General features: G+C 67.9%; 27 protein-coding genes. 14 read left to right on the top strand and 13 right to left on the bottom strand.

Translation table 11 applies throughout. From position 1 onward, the window contains the following. Positions 1-299: 299 nt before the first annotated feature. Positions 300-1,022: a M23 family metallopeptidase gene (locus tag ABKW28_RS09580; RefSeq protein ID WP_348608734.1), complete on the top strand. Its 723-nt coding sequence runs from the start codon at positions 300-302 to the stop codon at positions 1,020-1,022. On the opposite strand, the gene lnt is transcribed toward ABKW28_RS09580, so the two are convergent. Beyond that, a complete protein-coding gene (gene lnt, locus ABKW28_RS09575; protein WP_348608731.1) occupies positions 1,012-2,568 on the bottom strand; it encodes an apolipoprotein N-acyltransferase in 1,557 nt (518 codons plus the stop codon). The genes ABKW28_RS09580 and lnt overlap by 11 nt on opposite strands. Positions 2,569-2,614: 46 nt before the next feature. On the opposite strand from lnt, the gene ABKW28_RS09570 reads away from it, so the two are divergent. From ABKW28_RS09570 to ABKW28_RS09545, 6 genes are all read left to right on the top strand, one after another. Further along, a complete protein-coding gene (locus ABKW28_RS09570; protein WP_348608728.1) occupies positions 2,615-4,216 on the top strand; it encodes a cytochrome c biogenesis protein ResB in 1,602 nt (533 codons plus the stop codon). After that, on the top strand, positions 4,213-5,127 hold the full coding sequence (gene ccsA / locus ABKW28_RS09565) for a cytochrome c biogenesis protein CcsA (RefSeq protein ID WP_348608725.1): 915 nt from the start codon (positions 4,213-4,215) through the stop codon (positions 5,125-5,127). Before ABKW28_RS09570 ends, ccsA begins: the two co-directional genes overlap by 4 nt. A gap of 102 nt (positions 5,128-5,229) precedes the next feature. After that, the gene (locus ABKW28_RS09560; RefSeq protein WP_348608722.1) at positions 5,230-5,844 is read left to right on the top strand and encodes a copper resistance CopC family protein; all 615 of its coding nucleotides are present in this window, start codon (positions 5,230-5,232) and stop codon (positions 5,842-5,844) included. Between the two features lie 197 nt (positions 5,845-6,041). Then, entirely contained in the window at positions 6,042-7,901 is a 1,860-nt protein-coding gene (locus tag ABKW28_RS09555) for a cytochrome c oxidase assembly protein (protein ID WP_348608719.1), read from the top strand. Then, positions 7,898-8,263: a BlaI/MecI/CopY family transcriptional regulator gene (locus ABKW28_RS09550; RefSeq protein WP_348608716.1), complete on the top strand. Its 366-nt coding sequence runs from the start codon at positions 7,898-7,900 to the stop codon at positions 8,261-8,263. Before ABKW28_RS09555 ends, ABKW28_RS09550 begins: the two co-directional genes overlap by 4 nt. 8 nt (positions 8,264-8,271) lie before the next feature. After that, positions 8,272-9,273, top strand: a complete 1,002-nt coding sequence (locus ABKW28_RS09545) for a M56 family metallopeptidase (RefSeq protein ID WP_348608713.1) — start codon at positions 8,272-8,274, stop codon at positions 9,271-9,273. Between the two features lie 491 nt (positions 9,274-9,764). Here ABKW28_RS09545 and ABKW28_RS09540 read toward each other — a convergent pair whose 3' ends face one another. The 4 genes from ABKW28_RS09540 to ABKW28_RS09525 are packed head-to-tail and all read right to left on the bottom strand — an operon-like array spanning position 9,765 to position 12,382. Next, positions 9,765-10,349, bottom strand: coding sequence for a TlpA disulfide reductase family protein (locus ABKW28_RS09540; RefSeq protein ID WP_348608710.1), 585 nt, complete (start codon positions 10,347-10,349; stop codon positions 9,765-9,767). Then, positions 10,346-11,107 carry a cytochrome c biogenesis protein CcdA gene (locus tag ABKW28_RS09535; RefSeq protein ID WP_348608707.1) on the bottom strand — a complete coding sequence of 254 codons (762 nt, stop codon included), beginning with the start codon at positions 11,105-11,107 and terminating at the stop codon, positions 10,346-10,348. Before ABKW28_RS09535 ends, ABKW28_RS09540 begins: the two co-directional genes overlap by 4 nt. Positions 11,108-11,132: 25 nt before the next feature. Continuing rightward, positions 11,133-11,726 (bottom strand): vitamin K epoxide reductase family protein, encoded by a 594-nt coding sequence (locus tag ABKW28_RS09530; RefSeq protein ID WP_348608704.1) that lies wholly within the window; start codon positions 11,724-11,726, stop codon positions 11,133-11,135. Then, on the bottom strand, positions 11,723-12,382 hold the full coding sequence (locus ABKW28_RS09525) for a thioredoxin domain-containing protein (protein ID WP_348608701.1): 660 nt from the start codon (positions 12,380-12,382) through the stop codon (positions 11,723-11,725). Before ABKW28_RS09525 ends, ABKW28_RS09530 begins: the two co-directional genes overlap by 4 nt. Positions 12,383-12,466: 84 nt before the next feature. Between ABKW28_RS09525 and ABKW28_RS09520 the strand changes: the two genes are divergently transcribed. From ABKW28_RS09520 to ABKW28_RS09500, 5 genes are all read left to right on the top strand, one after another. After that, positions 12,467-13,366 (top strand): cation diffusion facilitator family transporter, encoded by a 900-nt coding sequence (locus tag ABKW28_RS09520; protein ID WP_348608698.1) that lies wholly within the window; start codon positions 12,467-12,469, stop codon positions 13,364-13,366. 43 nt (positions 13,367-13,409) lie between these two features. Next, on the top strand, positions 13,410-13,901 hold the full coding sequence (locus tag ABKW28_RS09515) for a DUF3093 domain-containing protein (protein ID WP_348608695.1): 492 nt from the start codon (positions 13,410-13,412) through the stop codon (positions 13,899-13,901). Between the two features lie 169 nt (positions 13,902-14,070). Beyond that, positions 14,071-14,877, top strand: coding sequence for a hypothetical protein (locus ABKW28_RS09510; protein WP_348608692.1), 807 nt, complete (start codon positions 14,071-14,073; stop codon positions 14,875-14,877). 312 nt (positions 14,878-15,189) lie between these two features. After that, positions 15,190-15,429, top strand: a complete 240-nt coding sequence (locus ABKW28_RS09505; RefSeq protein ID WP_348608689.1) for a hypothetical protein — start codon at positions 15,190-15,192, stop codon at positions 15,427-15,429. After that, positions 15,430-16,887 (top strand): hypothetical protein, encoded by a 1,458-nt coding sequence (locus ABKW28_RS09500; protein WP_348608686.1) that lies wholly within the window; start codon positions 15,430-15,432, stop codon positions 16,885-16,887. A 17-nt stretch (positions 16,888-16,904) separates the two neighbouring features. On the opposite strand, the gene ABKW28_RS09495 is transcribed toward ABKW28_RS09500, so the two are convergent. Beyond that, positions 16,905-17,306: a heavy metal-responsive transcriptional regulator gene (locus tag ABKW28_RS09495; protein ID WP_348608683.1), complete on the bottom strand. Its 402-nt coding sequence runs from the start codon at positions 17,304-17,306 to the stop codon at positions 16,905-16,907. A 21-nt stretch (positions 17,307-17,327) separates the two neighbouring features. Between ABKW28_RS09495 and ABKW28_RS09490 the strand changes: the two genes are divergently transcribed. Together ABKW28_RS09490 and ABKW28_RS09485 are read left to right on the top strand one after the other, a co-directional pair. Beyond that, a complete protein-coding gene (locus ABKW28_RS09490; protein WP_348608680.1) occupies positions 17,328-17,660 on the top strand; it encodes a thioredoxin family protein in 333 nt (110 codons plus the stop codon). Then, the gene (locus ABKW28_RS09485) at positions 17,653-19,236 is read left to right on the top strand and encodes an NAD(P)/FAD-dependent oxidoreductase (RefSeq protein ID WP_348608677.1); all 1,584 of its coding nucleotides are present in this window, start codon (positions 17,653-17,655) and stop codon (positions 19,234-19,236) included. Before ABKW28_RS09490 ends, ABKW28_RS09485 begins: the two co-directional genes overlap by 8 nt. 18 nt (positions 19,237-19,254) lie before the next feature. Here ABKW28_RS09485 and ABKW28_RS09480 read toward each other — a convergent pair whose 3' ends face one another. The 7 genes from ABKW28_RS09480 to ABKW28_RS09450 form a co-directional block, all read right to left on the bottom strand. Then, the gene (locus ABKW28_RS09480) at positions 19,255-19,392 is read right to left on the bottom strand and encodes a hypothetical protein (RefSeq protein WP_348608674.1); all 138 of its coding nucleotides are present in this window, start codon (positions 19,390-19,392) and stop codon (positions 19,255-19,257) included. A gap of 78 nt (positions 19,393-19,470) precedes the next feature. Next, positions 19,471-19,707 (bottom strand): hypothetical protein, encoded by a 237-nt coding sequence (locus ABKW28_RS09475; RefSeq protein WP_348608671.1) that lies wholly within the window; start codon positions 19,705-19,707, stop codon positions 19,471-19,473. Positions 19,708-19,791: 84 nt separating this feature from the next. Further along, positions 19,792-20,526, bottom strand: coding sequence for a ZIP family metal transporter (locus ABKW28_RS09470; RefSeq protein WP_341228799.1), 735 nt, complete (start codon positions 20,524-20,526; stop codon positions 19,792-19,794). A gap of 44 nt (positions 20,527-20,570) precedes the next feature. Next, the gene (locus ABKW28_RS09465; protein ID WP_341228798.1) at positions 20,571-21,068 is read right to left on the bottom strand and encodes an isoprenylcysteine carboxylmethyltransferase family protein; all 498 of its coding nucleotides are present in this window, start codon (positions 21,066-21,068) and stop codon (positions 20,571-20,573) included. Between the two features lie 40 nt (positions 21,069-21,108). Next, positions 21,109-21,738, bottom strand: a complete 630-nt coding sequence (locus tag ABKW28_RS09460; protein WP_348608669.1) for an isoprenylcysteine carboxylmethyltransferase family protein — start codon at positions 21,736-21,738, stop codon at positions 21,109-21,111. After that, positions 21,735-22,502 (bottom strand): cation transporter, encoded by a 768-nt coding sequence (locus tag ABKW28_RS09455; protein WP_348608663.1) that lies wholly within the window; start codon positions 22,500-22,502, stop codon positions 21,735-21,737. Before ABKW28_RS09455 ends, ABKW28_RS09460 begins: the two co-directional genes overlap by 4 nt. Continuing rightward, positions 22,499-22,879 carry a metalloregulator ArsR/SmtB family transcription factor gene (locus ABKW28_RS09450; protein ID WP_348608737.1) on the bottom strand — a complete coding sequence of 127 codons (381 nt, stop codon included), beginning with the start codon at positions 22,877-22,879 and terminating at the stop codon, positions 22,499-22,501. Before ABKW28_RS09450 ends, ABKW28_RS09455 begins: the two co-directional genes overlap by 4 nt. Positions 22,880-23,131: the final 252 nt, after the last annotated feature.

Here is a 23,131-nt window from a genome sequence, read left to right as displayed (position 1 = left end):
CCGCCCCGCCCCCCCCCCCCCCCCCCCCCCCCCCCCCCCCCCCCCCCCCCCCCCCCCCCCCCCCCCCCCCGGCCCCGCCGGACCGTCGACGCCCAGCCGTCGTCGACCCCGGCACCATCGAGCGGGTCCTGGCCGACCTGGAGCCGCCCGATCAGACGACATCGTTTACCAGCGACCAGACCATGGCACTTCCGCTGGCCGCGCTGAGCACCGACGCAATCCCCTCGCCGGCACCGCCCGGGCGCCGCCGGGCCGTCAAGACCTCGACCTGCCGCTCGATACTGCGCCGCCTGCCCTCGGTGCCGGTCCTGGTCGGCGTCGCTGCTCTGGCCGGCTCGGTCGCCGGGGTGCTCACCACCGCCGACACGCCCCCGTCTGAGCCCGCGGTCGCGGCTGTCCCACCGTCCAAGGTCTCGCCCGCAAGCGCCCTCAACGGCTTGCTGGATCAGGACAGCATCATCCTGGGCCGCGACGCCGTCGTCTCGCGCGACTCCTCCCGGGACGTGCCCGAGGGCGCAGCCGGCGACAAGTTCGCCGCTCGGGTCGAGCAACAGGCCAGGCAGCGCAAGACCAAGTTGTCCAACCTCGCGGCCGCCGCGGAGAAGCACGCCAGGGTCCTGGAGAAGAACCTGTGGCAGTTGCCCTTGGTCGGCTACCGACAGACCGCGCAGTTCGGGGAAACCGGTCTCTGGGCGACGTACCACACCGGTCTCGATCTTGCGGCCCCCTCCGGCACCCCCTTGGTGGCCATCGCCAACGCCACGGTGACCTCCGCCGGCTACGACGGCGCCTACGGCAACAAGACAGTGCTCACGCTCGAGGACGGCACCGAGCTCTGGTACGCCCACCAAACCTCCATCACCGTCTCGGCCGGCGAGAGCGTGACCGCTGGACAGACGATCGGCACCGTGGGCTCCACCGGAAACGTCACCGGCCCCCACCTCCACCTCGAGGTCCGGCCCGGTGGCGGCGACCCGGTGGACCCCCGGGCCGCCTTGATCGCCCGCGGCGTCACCCCGTGAGCCAGAGCGGCTCCGGCGCACCTCTACTGTCCTGACGCCGTTTTCTGAGAGCTGTCGCGACAGCCACGATGGTGAGCAGTCCGGCGGCTCGACTCGGCCACGGCCCGAGTCGTACGGCCAGCGACGCGCCCGTCGCCGTCGGCACCCCGACCAGACTGCTGGCCGAACCGCCCGACGGCAGCTGCTCAATCACGCGGCCATCGGGACCGATAGCACCCGATATCCCGTTGATCGAGGCCACAACCACAGACCGACCGACCTCGACAGCCCGAGCCCTGGTGATGTTCCACTGCTGCTCGAGCTGCGCAGTACCCAGGAACATGGCGTTGCTCGTCTGGACGGTCACCAGGTCGGCTCCCTGCTCGACCTGGGAGCGCACGACGTCGTCGTAGGCGACGTCGAAGCACAATGCTGCCGCGACTCGCAGGTCGGCGACGGCCAGGGGCTGCGCAGTGCCTCCCGCGGCCATGTCACGCTCGATGTTCGCGACCCGACTCGACACGAACTCAGCGAGAGGCCTGAGGGGAACGTACTCACCGAACGGGACCAGGTGCTGCTTGGTGTAGTGGTCCCCCGGACCCGATGCCGTCCATACGATCGCCTGGTTCCGCGCCAGCGAGGAAGACGATCCGTCAACTATCGCCCCCAGCAGCACCGGCGCGCCCACCTCCATCACCGCCGAGCTGATGGCGGCTCTCGCCTGCAAGTCGTCCACGGGGTCGACGGCGGTGGCGTTCTCGGGCCACAGCACGAAGTCCGGGACGCGGGCCGCTGAGCTCTCAACGGTCAGCAGCCTGCGCGTCTGTGTCAGCTGGTTCTGAGTGACCCGACGATGATTGGCTGCCACCTGGGTGCCGTCGCCTGGCACTCCCCCCTGCACGACCGCAACGCGGACGACGCCGCTCTCCTCGACGCCGAGTCGTCCGCCCACCGAGCCCGCCGCGAGCATCAGCCACATCCCGATGCCAAGAACGCTCCCCGAAGCGATCACGGGACGCGTCAGACGCAGGGCGGTACGGCGGTCGGCTACCGCGGACGCGACGCCGGCTGCGGATGCTCCGATCAGCGCGACCAGCGCGCCTGCTCCAGTGACCCCGCCGATGGCGAGGAACCCCTGCCAAGGGGCGTCGACGGCGGTGTAGCCGAGGCGGCCCCATGGCATGCCACCCCATGGCACCAAGGACCGCATCGTCTCAACGGTCGTCCACACCAGAGCCATCCACGCCGGCCAACCCGGGAGATTCCGCACCAACGTCAACGCGGTTCCGGCCAGGACGAGCCAAGCCGCCTGAGCAAGAGTGAGCGCGCCCCAGGCCACGACGGCGATGGACTCGCTCAGCCACCACAGGGTCGTGCCGAAGAAGACCAATCCGAACACCCCGCCCGCTACTCCTCCTGCGACCGCAGATCGGCCGTTCACGGCGACGACCAGGGCAGCAACCCCGACCGGCGCCAGCCAGGGCATCGTCCAAGGGGGAAAGGCGAGCGCCGTCAAGGCACCGCCCAACGCAGCGAACGCCAGGGCGCTGGAACGGACATGTGTCACCGGGCCTCCTCGACCACGAAGTACTAGGGCCGATAGTATGTGGTTGATGAAGGACGACGGCCCCGCCCACACGGCAGTACGCGAGCTACCGCCATCCCACCGGCCTGCTGCCACTCCACCCGTGGCGGAATGGGGCCGATGGGCGTGGCGACGTCTGACGGCCATGCGAACCGCCGTCGTCCTGCTCATCATGCTCGCCCTGTCCGCCGTCCCGGGCTCGCTGTTGCCGCAACGCGGCGTGGCCAGCGACCCCTCCGCCGTCGCCTTCTTCTACCGTGACCATCCTGCGCTGGCCCCGTGGCTCGAGCGCTTCTCGCTTTTCGACGTCTACAGTGCGCCGTGGTTCGCGGCGATCTACATCCTGTTGCTGGTTTCGATGGTCGGGTGCGTCCTACCAAGATGTGCCGGTCTGTGGCGAGAGGTTCGCGCAGCCCCGCCTCCCGGGCCTCGTCATCTGGTGCGCGAAACCGGACATCGGCGGTTGCGCGTCGCCGACGCGGACGCATCCCTGGAAGCGGCCGCCGAGCACCTGGACCGGCGCGGGTTTCGCGTGGTGCTCTCACATGGAGAGGTCAGGGCCGAGAAGGGGCACACGCGTGAGCTGGGCAACTTGGTCTTCCACCTGTCCCTACTCGTTCTGCTGGTGGGCGTCGCCGCAGGACGGCTCTTCGGTTACGAGGGACGCGTAGCGGTGGTCGAGGGCTCCAACTTCGCCAACGTGGCATCGTCCTACGACGCGATCACCCCGGCCCCGTTGGCCGACCTCTCTGACCTAGAGCCGGTGCAGCTCACTCTCGAGAGCTTCGCCGCTGAGTTCGAGACCAGCGGAGCGCGACGCGGAGAGCCACGCGACTTCGCAGCGGCGGTGTCCTACCGCAGCGATGCACAGGGATCGGGGACCTACACAGTGGAGCCGAACCGCCCCTTGGACATCGGCGGCACGAAGTTTTTCCTGACCGGGCACGGATATGCACCGGAAGTGACCGTGCGTGACGGCAACGGCGACGTGGCCACGTCGGGCCCGACCATTTTTCTGCCGATGGACCAGTCCTTCACGTCCGACGGCGTCGTAAAGGTTCCCGACGCCCAACCGGAGTCCATCGCCCTCCAAGGGCTTTTCCTGCCGACCGCGGCTCGGGGAGAGAATGGCATCTCCGTCTCCATCTTCCCCGATGACCTGAACCCACGACTCGAGCTGACCGCCTACACAGGCGACCTCGGCCTCGACGACGGCACCCCCCAGTCAGTGTTCGCATTGGACTTCGACGACCTCGACGAGGTGACCGGCCGAACCGGCCAAGAATGGCGGGTCTCGCTGGCGCCCGGTCAGACGGCGAGGCTGCCGGACGGGTTGGGATCGGTGACCTTCGACGGATTGTCGCGCTTCGCGAACTTCCAGGTCGCTCGGGACCCGGGCAAGGAGATCTCGTTGGTCGCCGCGATCCTGCTGCTACTGGGATTGACGCTCTCGCTCGGGGTCGCTCGTCGTCGGGTGTGGGTCAGGCGCGTGGGTGACCTCGAGATCGAGGTTGCCGCGCGCGCGCTGTCGAGGCGCGAGCTGCCAGTCGATGAGCTGACGATTCTTGCTCATGTCCTCGTCCCCGCCCCGTGCACCGACAGTCGATCCTCGAAGGAGATCCGCCAGTGAACAGCTCAGAGCTTGCAGGACTGTCCGACAGCTCCGTGGTGGCAGCCATGATCCTGCTGGGCATGGCCCTGGTGGCATTCGCCATCCACACGGCTGTCACGCGAAGGTCGCTGACGATGACGGCTGATAGGGCGGCGGACGTCGGCGCGCGTGCGTCGATCCGCACGGGGGGCGAATCGGCCCCCGCGACGTCGGCGCCGATCGACGAAGCCGGAGGGCGGGTCGGCACCGTGCTCATGGCCCTGGGCGCAGCGGCCACGGCCCTGGCTGTGGTACTGCGCGGGCTGGCGGCCGGCCGGGTGCCCTGGGGGAACATGTACGAGTTCGGACTCACCGGCTCAGCCGCCGTGACCCTCGTGTTCCTCCTCATGGTCCGCACACGGCAGGTCGTTGCCATCGCAGCGTGGGTGACTGCTCTGGTCCTGGTGCTGCTCGGAGTGTCGGCCACCAAGTTCTACACCCCGGTCGACGACCTCGTCCCCGTGCTCAACTCGTGGTGGCTGGTCGTCCACGTCGCCGCCGCGATCACCGCCGGCGCTCTGTTCACGGTCGGCGCGATCGCGACTCTGGCTCACCTGGTCCGCAGTCGCTCTACGCCTCCGGGAGACGACCCGTACGCGGCTCTGGCGCACACCGTCCACCTGGTCGCGTTCCCCATATGGACCTTCGCGGTGATCGCCGGCGCCGTCTGGGCGGAGAACGCGTGGGGTCGATACTGGGGTTGGGACCCGAAGGAAACCTGGGCGTTCATCACCTGGGTGCTCTATGCCGCACACCTCCACGCATTGTCGGCCGCAGGTTGGCGACGCGGGGCCGGACTGCTGGCAGTCGCAGGCTTCCTGGCCTTCGTCTTCAACTTCTTCGGGGTCAATCTCTGGATTCCAGGGCTGCATTCGTATGCAGGGGTGTGAGGGCGCGAACATGAGCGACGACGCCGTCTCAACCATCGTCATTGGCCTGTTCACGCTAGTGGCGACCGCGGTCACCATGTATCTCATTGCGCGGGGGAACAAATGAACAATTCATCACAACACCGTGGCTGGATCGTCGCCCTGGGTCTCCTCATCTGTGCGGGCATCGGGACGCTGATGGCTGCTCCGGCTGCGGCCCACACGGACCTCCTCACCACCGACCCAGCTGACGGCGATCGTCTGGGGGCCCCACCCACTGCCCTCACACTGACGTTCACCGAGGAAATGAGTCCAGGACTGAGCACCATCACAGCACGCGTCGACAACGGGGAGACGATGAACCTCGATGTGGTGAACGGCGCTAGCCCGACCGAGCTGGTCGCCACAGTCCCCGAAGCCCGGGCTGGCAACGAGTCCGGCTTGAGCGACCCCACGCAGTGGCATGTTGCGTACCGAGTCGTCTCACGGGACGGACACCCGGTGGCGGGCAGCTACACCTTCACCGTCCGCCCCTCCGCAGGGCAGAAAGCTCCCGCGACCAGCGAAGCCACCACGGCTCCCAGTCCGCCTACACAGGCGGACGCCGATGCCGGTAGGGACGAGCCGACCGGCGCGTCTGGCGGCGTACTCGCGTTCATCGGGCTCGTCACCCTGGGCCTCGTCGTCCTGACCGGCATTGCGACAGTGAGACTGATTCGGCGCGGGAGGGGGGCATGACCAGCGCGACGGTCTCCCCCCGCGCGACCCGCGCCGTCGGTGCACTCGGTGCGATCTTCTGGATAGTGCTGGCGACGCTCCTGACCGCGTGGCTCACTGGGGGGCTGGCACCGTTGCGTGTCCCCGGGCTACCTGACCCCGGAGCAAGCACTCGAATAGGTCTCCCCGTCGTACAGGCACTGCGAGACCTCAGCGCCATGCTGACGGTGGGAGCCCTGGTCGTGGCAAGCACTTGCGTCCCGCCCGAGGTGGGCGATGAAGCACTGATAGCCGGGGCACGTGCCCGCCTCGTGTCCGTGGCGCAACTCGGTGCCACGGCATGGGCCGCCATGAACGGGCTCCTGGTCGCCTTTGTCTTCTCGGACGCCTCCGGCAGCAGCATGGGTGCCGAAGGATTTCTGCAGCAGGCCGTGTTCTTCGCCCGCTCCTACGAACTCGGCCAGTATCTGTTGTGGGGGGCGGGGCTCGCCGCGGTCGTGGCGGCTGGTTGTGCACTGGCGTCGCGGACCGCCGCTCTCGGTGCGCTAGCGGCTCTGGCCCTAGTGGCGCTGTGGCCCATTGCCCTCACCGGTCACGCGACAGGCGCGCTCAACCATGATGAGGTCGTCAACCTGCAGATGTTCCATCTCGTGGGTATCGGAGTCTGGGGTGGTGGACTGATAGCGCTCGCCCTCGTCGGCCATCGACTCGGACCGTCCCTCGGCACGGTCGCCCGGCGCTACTCGACACTTGCCGGTTGGTGTGCGGCCCTGGTGACGGCGTCAGGACTCGCCGGAGCCTGGCTCCGGATTCCGGAGGTGGCATCCATCGTGTCAACCTACGGAGCATTGCTCGCCCTAAAGATGACCGCTGTCATCCTGCTTCTGCTGGCCGGATGGTGGCACCGTCGAGCGCTCCTGGCACAGGTCGTGGCCGGTCGGACCAGAGCGTTCTGGCGACTCGTCGTGCTCGAGGTGTCGGTCCTGCTGGGTGCGGCTGCGCTCGGTGTCGTCCTCGGACGGACCGACCCTCCCAACGCCGGTGGGGACTCCACCTCGCTCACGATGGCCCAGTCACTGCTGGGCAGTTCGATGCCCCCTGCTCTGGACGCCACCGGGTGGCTGATTCGTTGGAGTCCAGACAGCCTCTTTCTTCCTCTCGGCCTGGCTGCCCTGAGTTGGTACCTGGTCGCCGTTCGGCGATTGCGCAAGCGCGGCGTCCACTGGCCGTGGCTGCGCACAGCGTGCTGGGTCATCGGCTGCCTGTTGTTCATCTGGGCGACCAACGGCGCACCGGCGACGTACGGTCGCGTGCTGTTCAGCATGCACATGGTCCAGCACATGACCATCGCCACGGCCGTGCCGACCTTCCTCGTGCTGGGGACGCCCATCACGCTCGCATTGAGGACGCTGAAGCGTCGAACCGACGGTTCCTACGGCCCCAGAGAATGGTTGTTGAAGGCCGTCCACTCGCTTCCCGTTCAGTTGCTCGGCCACCCGATCGTGGCAGCAGCGCTCTTCGTGGTGAGCATGGTGGCCTTTTACTACAGCTCGCTCTTCGGCCTCTCGCTTGAGGCTCATACCGCCCACGTGCTGATGACCTTGCACTTCCTGCTGACCGGCTACATCTTCGCCGAGTGCGTCGTCGGCGCCGACCCGGGCCTGGAGCGCCCCTCCTACCCGCTGCGCGCTCTGTTGGTGATGGTCACGTTCGGCTTCCATGCGCTGTTCTCGGTGAGCCTGATGGCGAGCACCACGGTGCTGGCCAGGGACTGGTTCGAGTCGCTGGGTCGGGGCTGGGGGGCCTCCTTGTCCGAGGACCAGTACCTAGGGGCCTCACTGGGGTGGGCTCTGGGCGAGTACCCGTTGGGGGTCATGGCGGTTGCGCTGCTCGTGTCGTGGGTGCAGGCCGATCGCCGAGAAAGACGACGCTTCGACCGCAGCGAGCAGCGCGAGGACGACCGACAGCTACGGGCCTACAACGACTACCTGCACCGGCTGTCGGAGGTCGAGCGACGCAGCAGGTCGTCTACGATGGCGGGCGCGTCTGCAACGGACGAGGACAGGAGCATCGAATGAGACAACTGGGTCAGCTCGAAGCCGTCGTGATGCAACGCCTGTGGTCCCGGACCGGCCCTGTCTCTGTCCGACAGGTGCTGGAGGACTTGAGCGTCGAACGAGTTCTCGCATACACAACAGTCATGACGGTGCTGGACAACCTCCACTCGAAAGGACTGGTACGCAGGGAGAAGCAGGGCAGGGCCTACCTGTACTCGCCGTGCTTCACGCGGGAGGAGCACACCGCCGCGTTGCTGGAGCAGGTGTTGGCCGACACCGATGACCGCCGGTCCACCCTGGTGCACTTCGTCGAGAAGATGAGTCCCGACGAGGTCGACGAGCTGAGAGCCGCCCTGTCCGACCGGACCGAGCCTCCGACATGATCGCAGCAATGGCGCTGCTGATCTACGCGATCGCGGCTGGCACTCTGGGGGCACGGCTGTTGGCGAACGCTCGGTGGGTCGTGCACGCACCCCGTTCGGGAATTGTCGCCTGGCAAGCCCTGTCGAGCTCCGTGGTCCTCGCAGTTCTGCTCGCCGCTCTAGCTGCGGCACTTCCGTTCCTCCCGCTGCGCTTCCTGCTTGCCGACGTCCTCGGCGCTCACACCATCACCATCGTCGAGCACTACCGCACCCCCCTAGGGGTCTGGCCCGGTGTCGTGGGACTGGCCGTCACAGGCGCCTGCGCAGGACTACTGGTCATCACTGCGGGACGATGCCTGCGAGCGGTGGCTCGTGCTCGCCGGGAGCAACGCGAGGGCCTTCGTCTCGTTGGCCGCCCTCACCCCGAGGGCTTCACGGTCGTAGAGGACCAGAGGCCTATGGTGTACTGCCTGCCCGGAGGACCCGGGACGGTGGTCTTCACCAGCGGCGCGCTTGACGTGCTCACGAGAAGGGAGCGGTTGCTCGTGCTCGGCCACGAGCACGGGCACTTGCGTGCACGGCACGACATCGCACTGGTCCACTCGGGCGCACTGACCCGAGCGTTCCCCCGCCTCCCGCTCTTCGAGCAGGCACATCAGCACATCGCGATCCTCGTCGAGATGGCCGCCGACGACGCCGCATCCAGTGGCGCAGACCGCCGCTCGCTCGCCGAAGCGCTCGTCACGCTCGGCAGTGGCGCTCGACCCGAAGCCGCACTCGGCGCGACCGGGACCGCCGCAGTGCAGAGGGTCCGACGTCTCACCGCTCCTCCGCCAAGCGCACGCAGGGGACGAGGTGCTCTGGTCGGGGCCCTCGCGGTCGTCTTGTTGTCCCTGCCGGTGTCCATCGCCCTAGCTCCGGCCCTCGAGGCTGCGGCACGCGACTGCTGCAGGCTTCTGGCCCTCGGCGACGTGCCGGCCGCTCACGCGACCGATGGCCAGGCGTTGGCAAGGCAGCCGTCCAGGTTGTAGGTCTGCTGCTGCGTGACGGACGTCGACTCCCCAGCACTGGACACTCCGCATGTGATCGGCCCACCTCGTGGTTCACAAGATCGTCCGGTAGGCCGGTACGGCGTCACCGTAGTGGTTCACCCCAAGCGATCCATCGGCGCGCATTGCACCCCCAGACCGCCATTGCGGCACGAGACCCGGCCCCGCGTCGCCAGGACGCACGACTTGACCGAAAGTGCCCGGTCCGTCGGACAGGAACAGCGCAGCCAATTCGTAGCACGACAACGGCCGCATCTGCCGGCCAGCCGGCCTGCCGCCCGACGCTGGTCCGGCGGCGCCAGCCGGGGGCGGGGGGAGGCGAGACGGACGGTGCTGTCACTCGACCTGATCCGCCACGACTGCGTCTGTCATGATCCGGCAGGCCCGGACGGTGCGACAGCACCCGCGAGAGCGGGACCCAGTGCGACAGGGACGCCCCCCACACACACACTTTCTGCATGCCCTCGTTCTCATCACGGCGCTCGCTCGGCATCCTCGACCAGACCGCGAAGGGTCGTCGCATCGACCGGACCGAGGACGCGGGCTGCCACAGAAAAACTCGAATCGAGGACGACAGTGGTCGGGACCGCCGCTGACGTCAGCGCCCCGTTGAAGGCCAGCAGCACCGCCGCGCTCTGGTCGGGATGGACACTGGGATAGGGGACGTCGAAGGATCGCTCGAACGCACGTGCTGCGTCCGGGCTGTCCCGCACATTGATGCCCAGGAAGCGGACGCGACCCTCCATCTCCCTTGCGACTTCGGAGAGGACCGGTGCCTCCTGCCGGCACGGACCGCACCACGAACCCCAAACGTTGATGACCGTGACCTGGTCGCGGAAAGTCGCACTGTCCATGGTGGACCCGTCGAGCAGCCGTGCGGTGAAGTCCGAGACCTGTGTGCGTTCGGAAGGCACGTACTGCTGGACCAGGTCCACCTCCCGCCCCGAGGGTGTCGCCCGGGGCGTGCCGGGCTCCTCCGGCCACAGCATGACCGCGATCAGACCAGCGGCGACCACCGCAATGGTGACCGTACCCAGCAGTCGGCGCCCGCGGATCACAACGGGGCCTGCCATCCCGCGACAAGGACCTGGACCTGCGCGATCAGCTGCGACCAAACGCCAGTCACCTGCAAGACCCCAACGCCGACCAACACGACTGCCCCTCCGCGGGTCAACCAGACAGTTCGAACACGGACCCAGGCGAAGACACGGATCGCCCGAGCCAGCGAGAATGCAGCGAGAATGAACGGGAGTCCAAGTCCGATGGCGTAGGTCAACGAAAGGACCGCTCCCCTGCCCGCGGTCGCCGACGTGGTGGCCAGCGCCAACACCGCAGCCAACGCCGGGCCGATGCACGGCGTCCAGCCCACGCCGAAGGCCGCGCCGAGGAGGGGAGCGCCTGCGAGCCCGGCACGCGGGGTCACACGTGGTCGCACAGTCCTACTTAGCAGCGGTAGGCGTCCGGCCGCACCGGCGAAAAGGAGACCCAAGATGATCGTCAGCATGCCTGACAGACGCCAGATCAGATCCTGATGGACGAGCAGCCGGGAGCCCAGGGAGCCGAGCGCCAGCCCGTAGCTGGTGAACACGGTCGCGAAGCCGAGGACGAACAGCACCGCGCCGGCAACCATGCGCGAACGTGTGTCCGCGACCGGACCGGGCTCCCCGGACTCAGTCCCGGCCATGCCCGCCACATACGAGAGGTAACCAGGCATCAGCGGTAGCGAGCACGGGGTGAAGAAGGACACCAGGCCGGCGAGCAGGGCCACCGGAAGGGCGACCAGCAAGGACCCGTCCAGGATCAGGTCTCGTGCCAAGCCCACGTTCAACGAGACTCCCCCCTCACCACAGGGTCGACCAATACGACCAGAACTGGACAGCAACCAGGGCGAGGACACCGACGAACACCAGAAGCAGCACGGGCGCATGCCAGTCCCGAACAGTGCGGGTTATAGCACTGTCGGCCATGGCGGCTCCCAGCACACCCTGGGCCAGGTTGCGCACGGTGACGTAGTAGAAGAGTGGTACCACGACCGCCCACACCACCATGCAGTACGGACACAGGGCCCCGATGCGGTAGAGGCTCTGAAAAGCCAGCCAACCCACCAACGCCAGAGCCGCGGTGGCGCCGACCTGGAGCCCCATCCAGTACCAACGCGCCAGCCTTGCCCCTGCCAGGAGCGCCGCACCGGTGGCTAGCACCACCGGAAAGCCGGCTACCCCGATGACCGGGTTGGGGAAGCCGAGCAACGAGGCTTGCGCGGACTCCATGATCGACCCGCAGCTCAGCACTGGGTTGAGGCTGCACGTGGGCACGTACTCCTCGTCCCCTGCCAGGCGCAGGCGTTCGATCAGCAGGGTCGTCGAGGCGACCAAGCCGATCAGGCCGGCCGCGAGCAGACCGAGAGCCAAGCGCCGGTCGGACCCCCCGCTCACCCGGCCAACGCCTCGTCGAGGACCTGTGCGAAGTCATCCACGGTCTCCGGCTGGAACGGGTCACCATCGACGAAGAAGGTGGGGGTCCCCTCGACACCTAAGGACCGGCCGTCCTCGACGTCGCGCTGCACCCGATCGGCCACCGACTTGGAGGCGTAGTCGGCGTCGAACTGCTCCATGTCGAGCCCGATCTCCTCGGCGAAGGAGCGAAACAGGTCGTCCTTCGGTTCTCGCGACTCACCCCACGTCGATTGGGTCTCGTACATCCGCGTGTACATCGCCTCGAGCTCGCCCTGTCGAGCAGCTGACTCGACGGCGCGAGCCGCCCGATCTGCGTTGAAGTGACCGGGAAGGGGGAAGTAGCGGATGACGAAGGTGATGTCCCCGGCGTAGTCCTCGCGCAGTTCCTCGACGATCGGGAAGGCTGCCCCGCAGGCTTCGCACTCGAAGTCCAGGAACTCTACGAACGTCACATCGGTCGAGCCCGGTTCGCCCAGCACCCGGCTCTCGTCGCGCACGATGGCGTCCTCCAGGGACGGAATCGTGGCGACGGGCTCGGTGCCATCAAGGCGTGACTGGCTGACCACGCCCAGCACCACTGCAGCTATCGCCAGCATGACGGCCGCCACGACCGTCACCTTGGTCTGCTTGCGCACCCTGATCTCATCTCCTCGATTAGTACTATCGGTGATAGTAACAAAGAATGGGACGTCGCGACCTATGCAGAGGAGGGACCACTCGTGGGATCAGAGCATGGACACGGGCACGCCGGCGCGCGGCACCGTTGGCGTCTCGGCGTCGCGTTCGCGCTGGTCGCGGGCTTCTTCGTCGTCGAGTTGGTCGTCGGTCTGGTCTCGGGCTCGCTCGCACTTCTTTCCGACGCCGGCCACATGGCCGCAGACGTCGTCGCGCTCGGCGCCGCCCTGACGGCCACGACGATCGCCTCGCGACCGGATCGCTCCGGCCGCCGCACTTACGGCTCCTATCGCGTCGAGGTCTTCGCGTCAGGCCTCGCCGTGCTGCTGATGCTGGGCGTCTCGGTCTACGTCATCGTCGAAGCGGTCAGACGCATCGGCGAACCGGTGTCGGTCTCGTTCGGGCCGATGCTCTCGGTCGGCGCCCTCGGGCTGCTCGTCAACGTCGTGTGCCTGCTCCTTCTGCGATCCGGGTCGCGAGAGTCGATCAACGTCAAAGGGGCCTATCTCGAGGTAGTGGCCGATGCCGCCGGTAGCGTGGGGGTGCTGTTGGGTGGACTGCTCGTCGCCCTTACCGGCGCCTCTGGCTGGGACACTGCCGTGGCACTGGCCATCGGGGTGTTCGTAGCCGTGCGGGCAGTGCTTCTAGGGCGGGAGGTCCTGACCGTGCTGGGCCAACACGCTCCCCGGGACGTGGATCTCCAAGCCCTGGTAAGCGACCTCGAAGCACTCCCGGCGATCGCCCAGATCCACGACGTCCACGCCTGGACACTGACCTCGGGGATGAACGTGGCGACAGCACACCTTGTCCTTCGGGTTGGAGCCGACTCGGGCGAGGTGCTGCAACGCGCACAGGCGATCCTGCGCGACCAGCACAGGATCGAGCACGCCACCTTGCAGGTGGAAGCCGATCCCACCCAGGAGTGTCACAGCGCCACCTGGTGAGGAGGTCACCGCTTGACCGGCCAACTACGACGAGAGGTGGGATATGCGCTCGCGGACGCACCTATACCACGAGCGACTGCGGGCGCCCCTGCGATGGTGGGTGCTCTGGAACTTGATGCTCGCCAGCTTCTGGGTCGCCATGATCGTCGCGGTCCCCGAGACCCTGACTTGGGGCATCACCGGAGTGCTGGTGCTCGTCTCGGCGGTCATGCTTCGCACCTACGGGTCAGTCACAATCATTGTCGACACCACGTCGCTGCACGCCGGCCGGGCCCACATCGCAACCCACCACCTAGGTGCGGCGCAGGCGCTCGGCGCGCGCGAGATGAGAGCCGCGGCTGGCCACCGAGCAGATGCTCGCGCCTACCTGCTCCTACGCCCCTACATCCGAACCGGCGTCCGGATCTGGATCAACGACACGCGCGACCCCACCCCCTACTGGTTGATCAGCTCGCGGCGGCCAGCCCTCTTGGTGGCCGCCCTGGACGCCACGGCCCGCGAGTCAGCGCGCCGTCCCGACGAGTCGGTCGACTGAGCCAGCCGCGTCTACTATTGTGGTTAGTATTGACTTCGCCGGCGACCCAAGGATTCTTGCAGTGGCTCAGCATCGTCTCGACCCGGCGCCACGGGTCCCAACTCCTCTACACGCACGACGCGCAGTGGGCCTAGCAGTGGCGGCAACGCTCGCCGTCGTCTCGTGGGGCGTGTCCACCAACTCTCTCGAATCCTCGGTGACCATCGAGGCTGCGGACGGCTCTGGCGTGAGTCCTCGCCCGACCACGGCCCTCGACGAGCACCAGGTCGAGCGACAGCCCGTCATCTCTCGTTCTGCGGAAAGGCTGGAGCCAGAGCCAGCACCCACCCGCGCTGAGCGCATGCTTGAGCCCGGACCGACACGTGCAGCCGTGCGTCGAGCGAGCAAGAAGCGATGGACCACGGCCCCGCTCAACATCTGGAAGACACCCGCCGAGAAGTCCCGCCTGACGGGCCTTCTCGAAAGGGGCTCCCCCGTCCTCGTGACTGGCCGGTCGCTTCGAGGGCGCGTCGAGGTCGTGCTGGACGGTCGCTCCCGCTGGGTCACCCAGGGGTACCTCGTCGACGACTTGCCCGAGCCGGAACCCACCGAGGCGATCAAGGGCTCCGAGGAGGACCAACCTGTCGACGGAAATTGCACGAACGGCACGTCAGTACCGTCGGGGGTCAGCCCCAACATCGTCGAGGTCCATCAGGCTGTGTGCGCAGCATTCCCTGAGATCAGCACCTACGGAACGTTGCGCAGCGACGGTGAGCACGCCCAAGGAATCGCTGTCGACATCATGGTCAGCGGCGACGCGGCGTGGCAGGTGGCCAACTTTGTCAGGCAGAACTCCAGCCGGCTCGGCGTCTCCTACGTGATCCATGCCCAGAACATCTGGTCGGTGCAGAGAAACGGGGAGGGTTGGCGGTCTATGGAGGACCGTGGGTCCGTGACGGCCAACCACTACGACCACGTCCACGTGACCACCAACTGACGACCGGGCGTCAGCCGCTGCCGACCACCCGCTGCCCCATCTCGCTTCCGGACAGGACCACCACGCATGCCCCCTCAGCACCACCCACGCCCCCGCAGGATGACCGCCCGCGTGATCGGGACCGCGGCTCTTGCCCTGACCCTGTCCTCACTCACTGGCGGCTGCTCCGACGGCGGTGGCACCGAGGCAGGGTCGATGGACGGCGACCGCTCCCCCACCAGCACGCCCACCGATGCCGCACCGAGCCGACCAGCCGCCGTTCCCGAGACTCCCACTCCGACCCCGCCAGCGGGCGCGGAGTTGGAGGTGATCGTGGACGGCTCGAGCATCTCACCGAACGGAGCCACGCTCGACCTGGCCGTGGGAGAGCCGCTGAGCATCACCTTCCAGACCGACCGAGCCGGCGAGCTGCACGTCCACTCGAGACCGGAGCAGATCATCAGCTTCGAGGCAGGGACGACGACCGCGCAACTAGTCATCGACAACCCCAGCGCCGTCGACATCGAAGAGCACGCGACCGGGACCGTGGTCGCGCAGCTGGCGGTTCGCTGAGTGGTCAGAACACACGGGATCGGCGGACCCGAAGACCTCCCGATCCCAGCAGACCTTGCCATCCTGGGCGGTGCCGCCGCCCTGGCGGTCTCGTTCCTGGTCCTGCTGATGGCCTGGCGCCGCCCACGCTACGCCGATCCGCGGCCCGAAACGCCGACGCGAGATCGCTCCCGGTTGACTTCGTTGTCCCTCGTCCCCTCAGAGGTGGGCGTCCCGGCCCCCGTGTTGCTGGGCAGGCTGGTCGACAGCCGTGCGTTCGAGGTCCTCTTGCGCGGCGCAGGGTTGGCTTTCTTCGCCTACGTCGCGTGGGCGGCGGTGATGGGCCCCGACCTGTCGATGAACCCGACGTTCGGGGTCGTCTTTGTGCTCCTCTGGGTCGGGATCGTCCCGGCCTCCCTGGTGTTCGGACCGTTCTACCGAGCCATCAACCCTGCCCGGAGCATCTACCTGCTCATCGCCGCGCTCGGCGGCGCTCAACGCTCCCATATGCCACCGCAAGGACTTTGCGGCCGACAACACCGCCACTCGACCGACGACACGCCGGGTCGCGAGTGCCCCGCCGGCGGCGTCGTCGGCGCACTACCCGCCTGGGTCGGCTACTGGCCTGCGGCACTCGCTCTTCTTTGTTTCGTGTGGTTCGAGCTCGTCTACCCTGAGGCCAACTACCTCGCGCCGGTCCGCCTGTGGTTCGCGGTGTACTTCGTGCTCGTCGTCATGGGCGGGGTGTTGCTCGGGCCCCGCTGGATCGCACGTGCTGACCCGTTCGAGGTCTATTCCACGGCGGTGTCCCGGCTCTCGGTCTGGGGGCGGCGCCAGGACGGCACGCTGGTCCTGCTCTCACCGCTGCGCAATCTCGCTACTTTGCCTGGCGAGCCAGGACTCGTGGCAGTCCTGTCCGTCCTCTTGGGGTCCACGGCGTTCGACAGCTTCCGGGGCTGGAATGTCTGGATACGTTACAGCCAGTCGACCGAGGCGAACATGCTCGTGGTCAACACCGCCGTCCTCGTTGTCATGTGCGCCGTAGTGGGCCTGCTGTTCGTTGCGGCAACGACGAGTACCGGCCTTGAGGGAGGTATGCGACGACAACTCCTGCCCGGCACCTTCGCGCACTCCATAATGCCGATCATCGTCGGGTACGTGACCGCTCACTACCTGACCTTGCTCGTCGAGTCCGGTCAGCTCACCCTGGTCCAGCTTTCCGACCCCCTCGGCAATGGTGCCGACCTTCTCGGCACCGCCACGTGGCAGGTCAACTACTGGCTCTCCGACCACCCAACGTTCCTGGCCACGACAAAGGTGTTGGCTATCGTTGCTGGGCATGTCTTGGGTGTGATCGCCGCCCACGACCGCGCGCTAGCCGTCCTTCCGCGGCGCTACCACCTCATCGGACAGCTGCCGCTGCTGCTCGTGATGGTTGCCTACACGTTCGGCGGGCTCTATTTGCTGTTTGGAGGGTGAGGTCGGCCTCCCAAGCATCAGTCGCCCGCGGCGATGATGTGGCAGGTCTCGGCGTCGGTGCAGTCTGCTGGGTCGAGGCGCTCGCTGCGCTCGATCAGGCCTTCGAGCTCCTTCGCCATCGTGGCGAGCTCGCGTTGCCGGGCCCCGACGTCGTCCAGCTTCGCCCGGAGCAGCGACTGGACGTGGGCGCACGGGACGGCGCCCTCCCTGCGTTGGTCGAGGACGCTGCCCAGCTCGACCAGGGTGAGCCCGGCAGCCTGTCCTGAACGGATGAACGCCAGCCGGGCCAGGACCGATTCGTCGTAGTCCCGGTACCCGTTGGGGGCCCGTTTCGGCTGGGGCAGGAGTCCCCGGCGCTCGTAGAACCGGATGGTCTGCGCCGGCACACCAGCAGCCTCGGCCACGTCCCCTATCCGCATGGCCCACCCTAGGGGTTGACCTTGCACCGCGGATCAAGGTCTAGCGTCCCAGCCATCGACGTCACACTGCTCTACTTCGAGGACTGCCCGAGCTGGAGGATCGCCGACGAGCGGCTCGCGGCCCTGGCCCTCGAGCGCGGCGACCTCCGGGTGACCCACCACCTCGTCGAAACCCCGGCTGAAGCCGAGCGCACCGGCTTCCGGGGCTCACCGAGCATCCAGGTCGACGGCGTGGACATCTTCGCCCAGCCCAGCGACGCGGTCGCCCTGGCCTGCCGGCGCTGCCCCACACCCGGCGGGTTCGAGGGCGCACCGACGCTCGACCAGCTCAGGGCGGCCATCGCCGATGCGTGACCGGACCGCCGTCCTCGCCCCGGTCGCGGTAGTCGCCGGCGCGCTCGGTCTCTGCTGCAGCCTCCCCATCCTGCTCTCGCTGGGCGTGGTCGGGGCCGTCACCGGCTGGTCCCTGCAGAGCTGGATCCTCGTCAGCATCGGACTCGCCCTCGCTGCCATCGGCAGCATCCGCTACCTGCGCAACCTGAACTCACGACGCCGTACTTCTCGAGAGGAAGTTCTTCATGAAGCAGACCTTTTACCTGATCGTGGTCGGCGCCGGCATGGCCGGGGTGGCCGCCGCGAACAAGTGCGCGGCCAGGGCTGGTCCGTGGCGATCGTCGACTCACTGCCCTACGGCGGCACCTGCGCCCTGCGTGGATGCGACCCGAAGAAGATCCTGCGCCGCGGCGCCGAGGGCATCGACAGCGCCCGGCTGATGCACGGCAAGGGCATCGACAGCGACGGACTCGCGATCAGCTGGTCGGACCTGATGGAGCACAAGCGCGGCTTCACCGACCCGGTCCCGCAGAGCATGGAGGACGGGCTGGCCGACAGGGGGGTCACCACCCTGCACGGCCGCGCACGGTTCACCGGCCCGCGGACCCTCGAGATCGACGGCGTCGCGCACGAGGCCGAGCGCTTCCTCGTCGCCACTGGCGCGCAGCCACGTCCCCTGGACTTCCCGGGCCACGAGCACCTCATCGACAGCTCCGACTTCCTCGACTTGGCGCAGCTGCCGGGCCGCATCCTGTTCGTCGGCGGCGGCTTCATCTCCTTCGAGTTCGCCCACATCGTCGCCCGGGCCGGCACCAGCGCCGTCGTGGTCGACCGTGGCGAACGACCCCTCAAGAGCTTCGACCCCGACCTCGTCGAGCTCATGGTCGAGCGCAGCACGCAGGTCGGCATCGACCTGCGGCGCCGCACCAGCATCGTGGAGGTGCAGCCGAGCGAGGACGGCTACCGGGTCACCATCGAGCGCGACGGCGAGCAGGAGACGATCCAGACCGACCTCGTCGTGCACGGCGCCGGCCGGGTCGCCGACCTGGCAGACCTGGGGCTCGACGCCGCAGGGGTCGAGTGGGGCGAGCGCGGCATCCAGGTCGCCGCGCACCTGCAGAGCACCACCAATCCCGCCGTCTGGGCCGCCGGGGACTCCGCCGACACCGCCGGCATGCCGCTGACGCCGGTCGCCGTCTCCGAGGCCAAGGTCGCCGCCTCCAACATGCTCAAGGAGAAGACCACCGTCCCCGACTACGCCGGCATCCCCACCGCGGTCTTCACCATCCCCGAGCTGACCCGCGTGGGCATGCTCGAGGCCGAGGCCCGCGACCAGGGCATCGACCTCGCAGTGCGCTACTCCGACACCAGCGGCTGGTACTCCAGCTACCGGGTCGGGGAGACCACCTCGGCGGCGAAGATCCTCATCGACCGCTCCACCGACCAGGTCGTGGGCGCCCACCTGTTCGGACCCGAGTGCGGCGAGCTCGTCAACACCCTGGGCCTGGCCATCAAGCTCGGCCTCACCACGAGGCAGCTCAAGTCCGCCACCGCCGCCTACCCCACCGTGGGATCCGACCTCGGCTCCATGCTCTGACCCCGGCCCGTGCGGCGCTCAGGCGGACATCGAGCGCGACAGCGCCGCCTCGAACGCCTTGAGACGCCGGATCAGCACGATGTTGCTGATGACCACGGCCGACATGAGAGACATCGGCACCAGCACCATGACCGGGAAGGCAGGTGCCTTCTTCATGCCTCAAGGCTAGGAAGGCACCCGCCCGTCGGGTCAACCACCGGACAGGTGAGCGGTCCGAGTGGCCGGTGGGACCCGCTAGTCCCGGAGTCCTGAGCTACGGCGGAAGTACTCGTCCTCGTCCAGCTCCCCCGCTGCGTAGCGGCGACGCAGGATCTCTTCAGGAGAGTCCGCCCGAGGAACCTGGCCGGCGCGGTTTGCGGGGCGCACCGCTCGGACCACGACGACCACGAGCCCGACCAGGAGAGCCAGACCCACCACGCCCCAGATCGTCATCCACAGCATCATGCCGCCCATGCCGTCCATCACGTCCACCATCTCCTCGGTTCCGGTCGTACAGGTCGCCGCGGCCCGCGATTCGAGCCTAGCCCGGGGCACGTGAACATGCGTTTGCGCTGGTCATCCGACGTAGACCGAGATTAGGGCGAAGACGGCGAACCCGGCGGTGAGGGCGATGGGGCCGAGGGGGCTGGTCTCGCCTTCGTGGGCTTCGCTCAACATCTCTTCGACGACGACGCTCGTGAGCGCGCCCCCGGTGGCGGCGAGGACGGAGAGGGTGACGACCTCGGGTGCGTCACGGAGGGCGAAGTAGCCGAGGGTCGCGCCGACGATGATGGGAACAGCGAACGACAAGGACATGAGGATGCGGGTGCGGCGGGTCATCTCGGTGCGACGCAAGGTCGCGACCGAAGCAAACCCCTCGGGGAAGTCGGCGGGGACCTGCCCCAGGGCGAGAAGCAGCCCGAGGGCAGGGTTGATGACCGTTCCGGTGCCGATCATGACGCCATCGCTGAACAGGTCGATGGACACGCCGGAGTAGATGGCGAGCGGACCTTTGGACTCTTCACCAGCCCCGGTGCGGGCTTGGACGTATCCGATGGCGCGTTCCAGAGCGACGAACGCTGCACCACCTCCCACGAACGCGGCGATGGGCACCCACGGCGGGTCGGCGGTGAGCGCCTCGGGCATGAGCTCCAGGCCGACGACGGCCAGGACGATCCCGGCGGCGAGGTGCAGGGCGAGGCTGAGCGATCGTTCGGACACGTCGAACACCTCGGCCGCCACCCCGCCGAGGAAGTTCCCGGCGGCGGGTAGGCAGGCAAGGACGAGTACGAGCGTGAAGCCCTCCAACATCGAAGGTCTCCCCTTTCCGAGGTGGGGTGGGGCGTGGTTGCGGGTCAGTTGCGTCGGCCCCACCAGCGGCGGGTGCGGTGGGTGTAGTCCGTGTAGTGATGCCCGTACAGCTCGGTGAGGTGGCTTTCCTCGACCGGTATCCACGCCGCGTAGATGACGGCGAGGGCGCCGGTCGACGCCAGGGCTGAGCCGCTGCGACGGCCCACTGCTGCGCCCGCGAGGGCTATCAGGTAGCCGAGGTACTGGGGGTTGCGGGAGTGGCCATAGCTGCCGGTGGTCAGCAGGGACTGATTCCTGGTGCCGGCCAGTTCGCCGACGCCGCCGAAACGGCACACTCCGGCCACGCAGAGCCCACTCCCGCCCACGACCAGGGCGGCGCCGGCAACGCGAGCCACTGCTGGTCGGATCGGGAGCGGCGCCCACTGCATGGCCAGTGTCCCTCCGGTCAGAGCAGCGTGGGCGACGTAGGCGGTCCCCATCACAGCAGCTGTCGAGGAGCGCAGCGAGCGGTAGCGCTGCATGTCGTCGGCCAGCCTCTGCATCAGCGGCAATCGGTGAGCGGCGGTCGCAAGCTTGGTGATCTCAGGCTCCTGTCTTCAAGGACCGCCTTTGCCGTCCCAGCCAGGGAAGGAACCGCCCGACTGCGGCTTGGTATTCGACGTAGGAGGCACCGTGCATTCGTCGCAGGTACGCTTCCTCCACCACTCGGACCTGTAGCTGCAGCGCTACCAGCAGCAGAGCGAGTCCGAGGAGTGCCACCATGTTGGGGACCATGAACGCAAGCCCTGCGCCGGTGACTGCCATGGCGGAGAAGATCGGGTTGCGGACAACCGCGAACGGGCCATCCGTGACCAGGTCGGTGGTCTCGGTCTCGGTCTCATCGACGCCGATACGCCAGCTCGATCCCATCGCCACCTGGGTGAGGAACGTGCCTGTGATGCCGACCGCGGCGGTCCCGCTCGCCACGATCTGTACGAGAGGCGTGGTGAGGCTGTCGATGGGATCCAAGCCGAACGTTGCGGTGACCGGACCGAGCACACCCGCGACCAGCGCCGCTGCGAAAGCGGCGCCGGCCCACCATTCCCGAGTGCCTGGACGACCGGAGATCCCCCTCCATCCCGAGTCCCCGGTCCGACGCACCTGGACGACGGTCCGGACCCCGAACCCGACGACCAGGTAGACGGCGAACAGGGTCAGCGCGGCCACGGTCATGGTGTTCCCTGGTTCTCGACGATGGTGGACTGACGGTCGGCCGGAGCGGCCGGTGCGCAGCTGCCATCGGTGCAGCTGGCGAGATCCTCGGAGCTCCCACAGCCATCCACACCCGTGGCAGCGGGGGCAGGTCCGCAGCCGCAGTTCTTCCCGCGCCAGGCGTCCAACCCTTCGCGGGCCGCGACCGCGGCGATGACGAGGCCGGCGACGGGGTCGGCCCACGACCAACCGAGGGTGGCATTCATGACCAGACCGACCAGCAGCACCGCTGAGAGGTAGGTGCACAGCAGGGTCTGCGTGGAGTCGGCCACCACGGCGTTGGAACCGAGGGCTCGACCGGTGCGGCGTTGCGCCCAGGAGAGGAACGGCATGATGAGCAGCGAAGCGGCCGCCAACCCGATCCCCACCGGTGAGGGGTCTGGCTCCGCGCCAGTCAGCAGCGCTCGCCCCGACTCGAAGGCGATGTAGGCGGCGAGCGCGAAGAAGGAGATCGCCATCAGCCGCAGCGCCTGCTCCTCGCGGGACTCCGGGAGCCGGTGGCGGAACTGCCACAGGATGATCAGACCTGACGACACCTCGACCACGGAGTCGAGGCCGAAACCCACCAGCGCGACAGATCCGGCGACGACACCGGCGGTGATGGCGATGACGGCCTCGATGGCGTTGTAAGCGACGGAGGCTGCGGCGAACAGCTGGGCTCGACGTCCCAGCTGTGCCCGATCGGCCGCGGACACGGTCTGGTCGGTGTGCGCGTGGATGGTCACGAACCCGCATCCTCGTGCAGTTGGACGCCGTGGTTGGGGCACAAGGTCACCGCATCCCCCGTCGCGTCCAGGAGTCGTTCAGCGGCCTTCCACAGGTCCATCAGCGCCTCCTCGTGGTTCAGCGAGTACACCGTGGCCCGCCCCACGGGCCGGGCCGTCACCAGTCCGCAGTCGCGCAGGCACGCCAGGTGCTTGCTCACTGTGGACTGCGCGAGACCCAGGTGGGCAGTGAGGTCGACGACTCGGTGCTCGCCCAGCGAGAGGTGTCGCAGGATGGCGATCCGAGACGGGTCCGAGAAACCGTGGAACAGGCAAGCCGCCGCATTCAGACCTCCAGTGGCCCGAAGGTGACTCATAACGCCATCAGACTTTATCATCGTCATGGGGCGATATTAACGCTTCGAATCTTTGAGTTGTCAAATCGCAGCGGACAGCGGACCGCCGCAGGGTCAAGCAACTAGCCGGACCCGTCGCAGAGTCCAACCGCCCGCCACACCGCCGCTTCTTCGAGTGCCATCGGCCCTGCACGCTGCCGTTACCGACCACGCATCTCAGTCACGCCCACGAAGCGCAGAGCCGGGACCCACACACCTCATGCATCTCTGGCCGAATCCGCGGGGTGAACGTTG

Origin of the sequence: Nocardioides sp. 31GB23 (assembly GCF_040012395.1) — a bacterium.
Taxonomy (GTDB): domain Bacteria; phylum Actinomycetota; class Actinomycetes; order Propionibacteriales; family Nocardioidaceae; genus Nocardioides; species Nocardioides salarius.
Note: the sequence above shows the minus strand (reverse complement) of the source record. Positions and strands in the feature narration are given on the sequence as shown.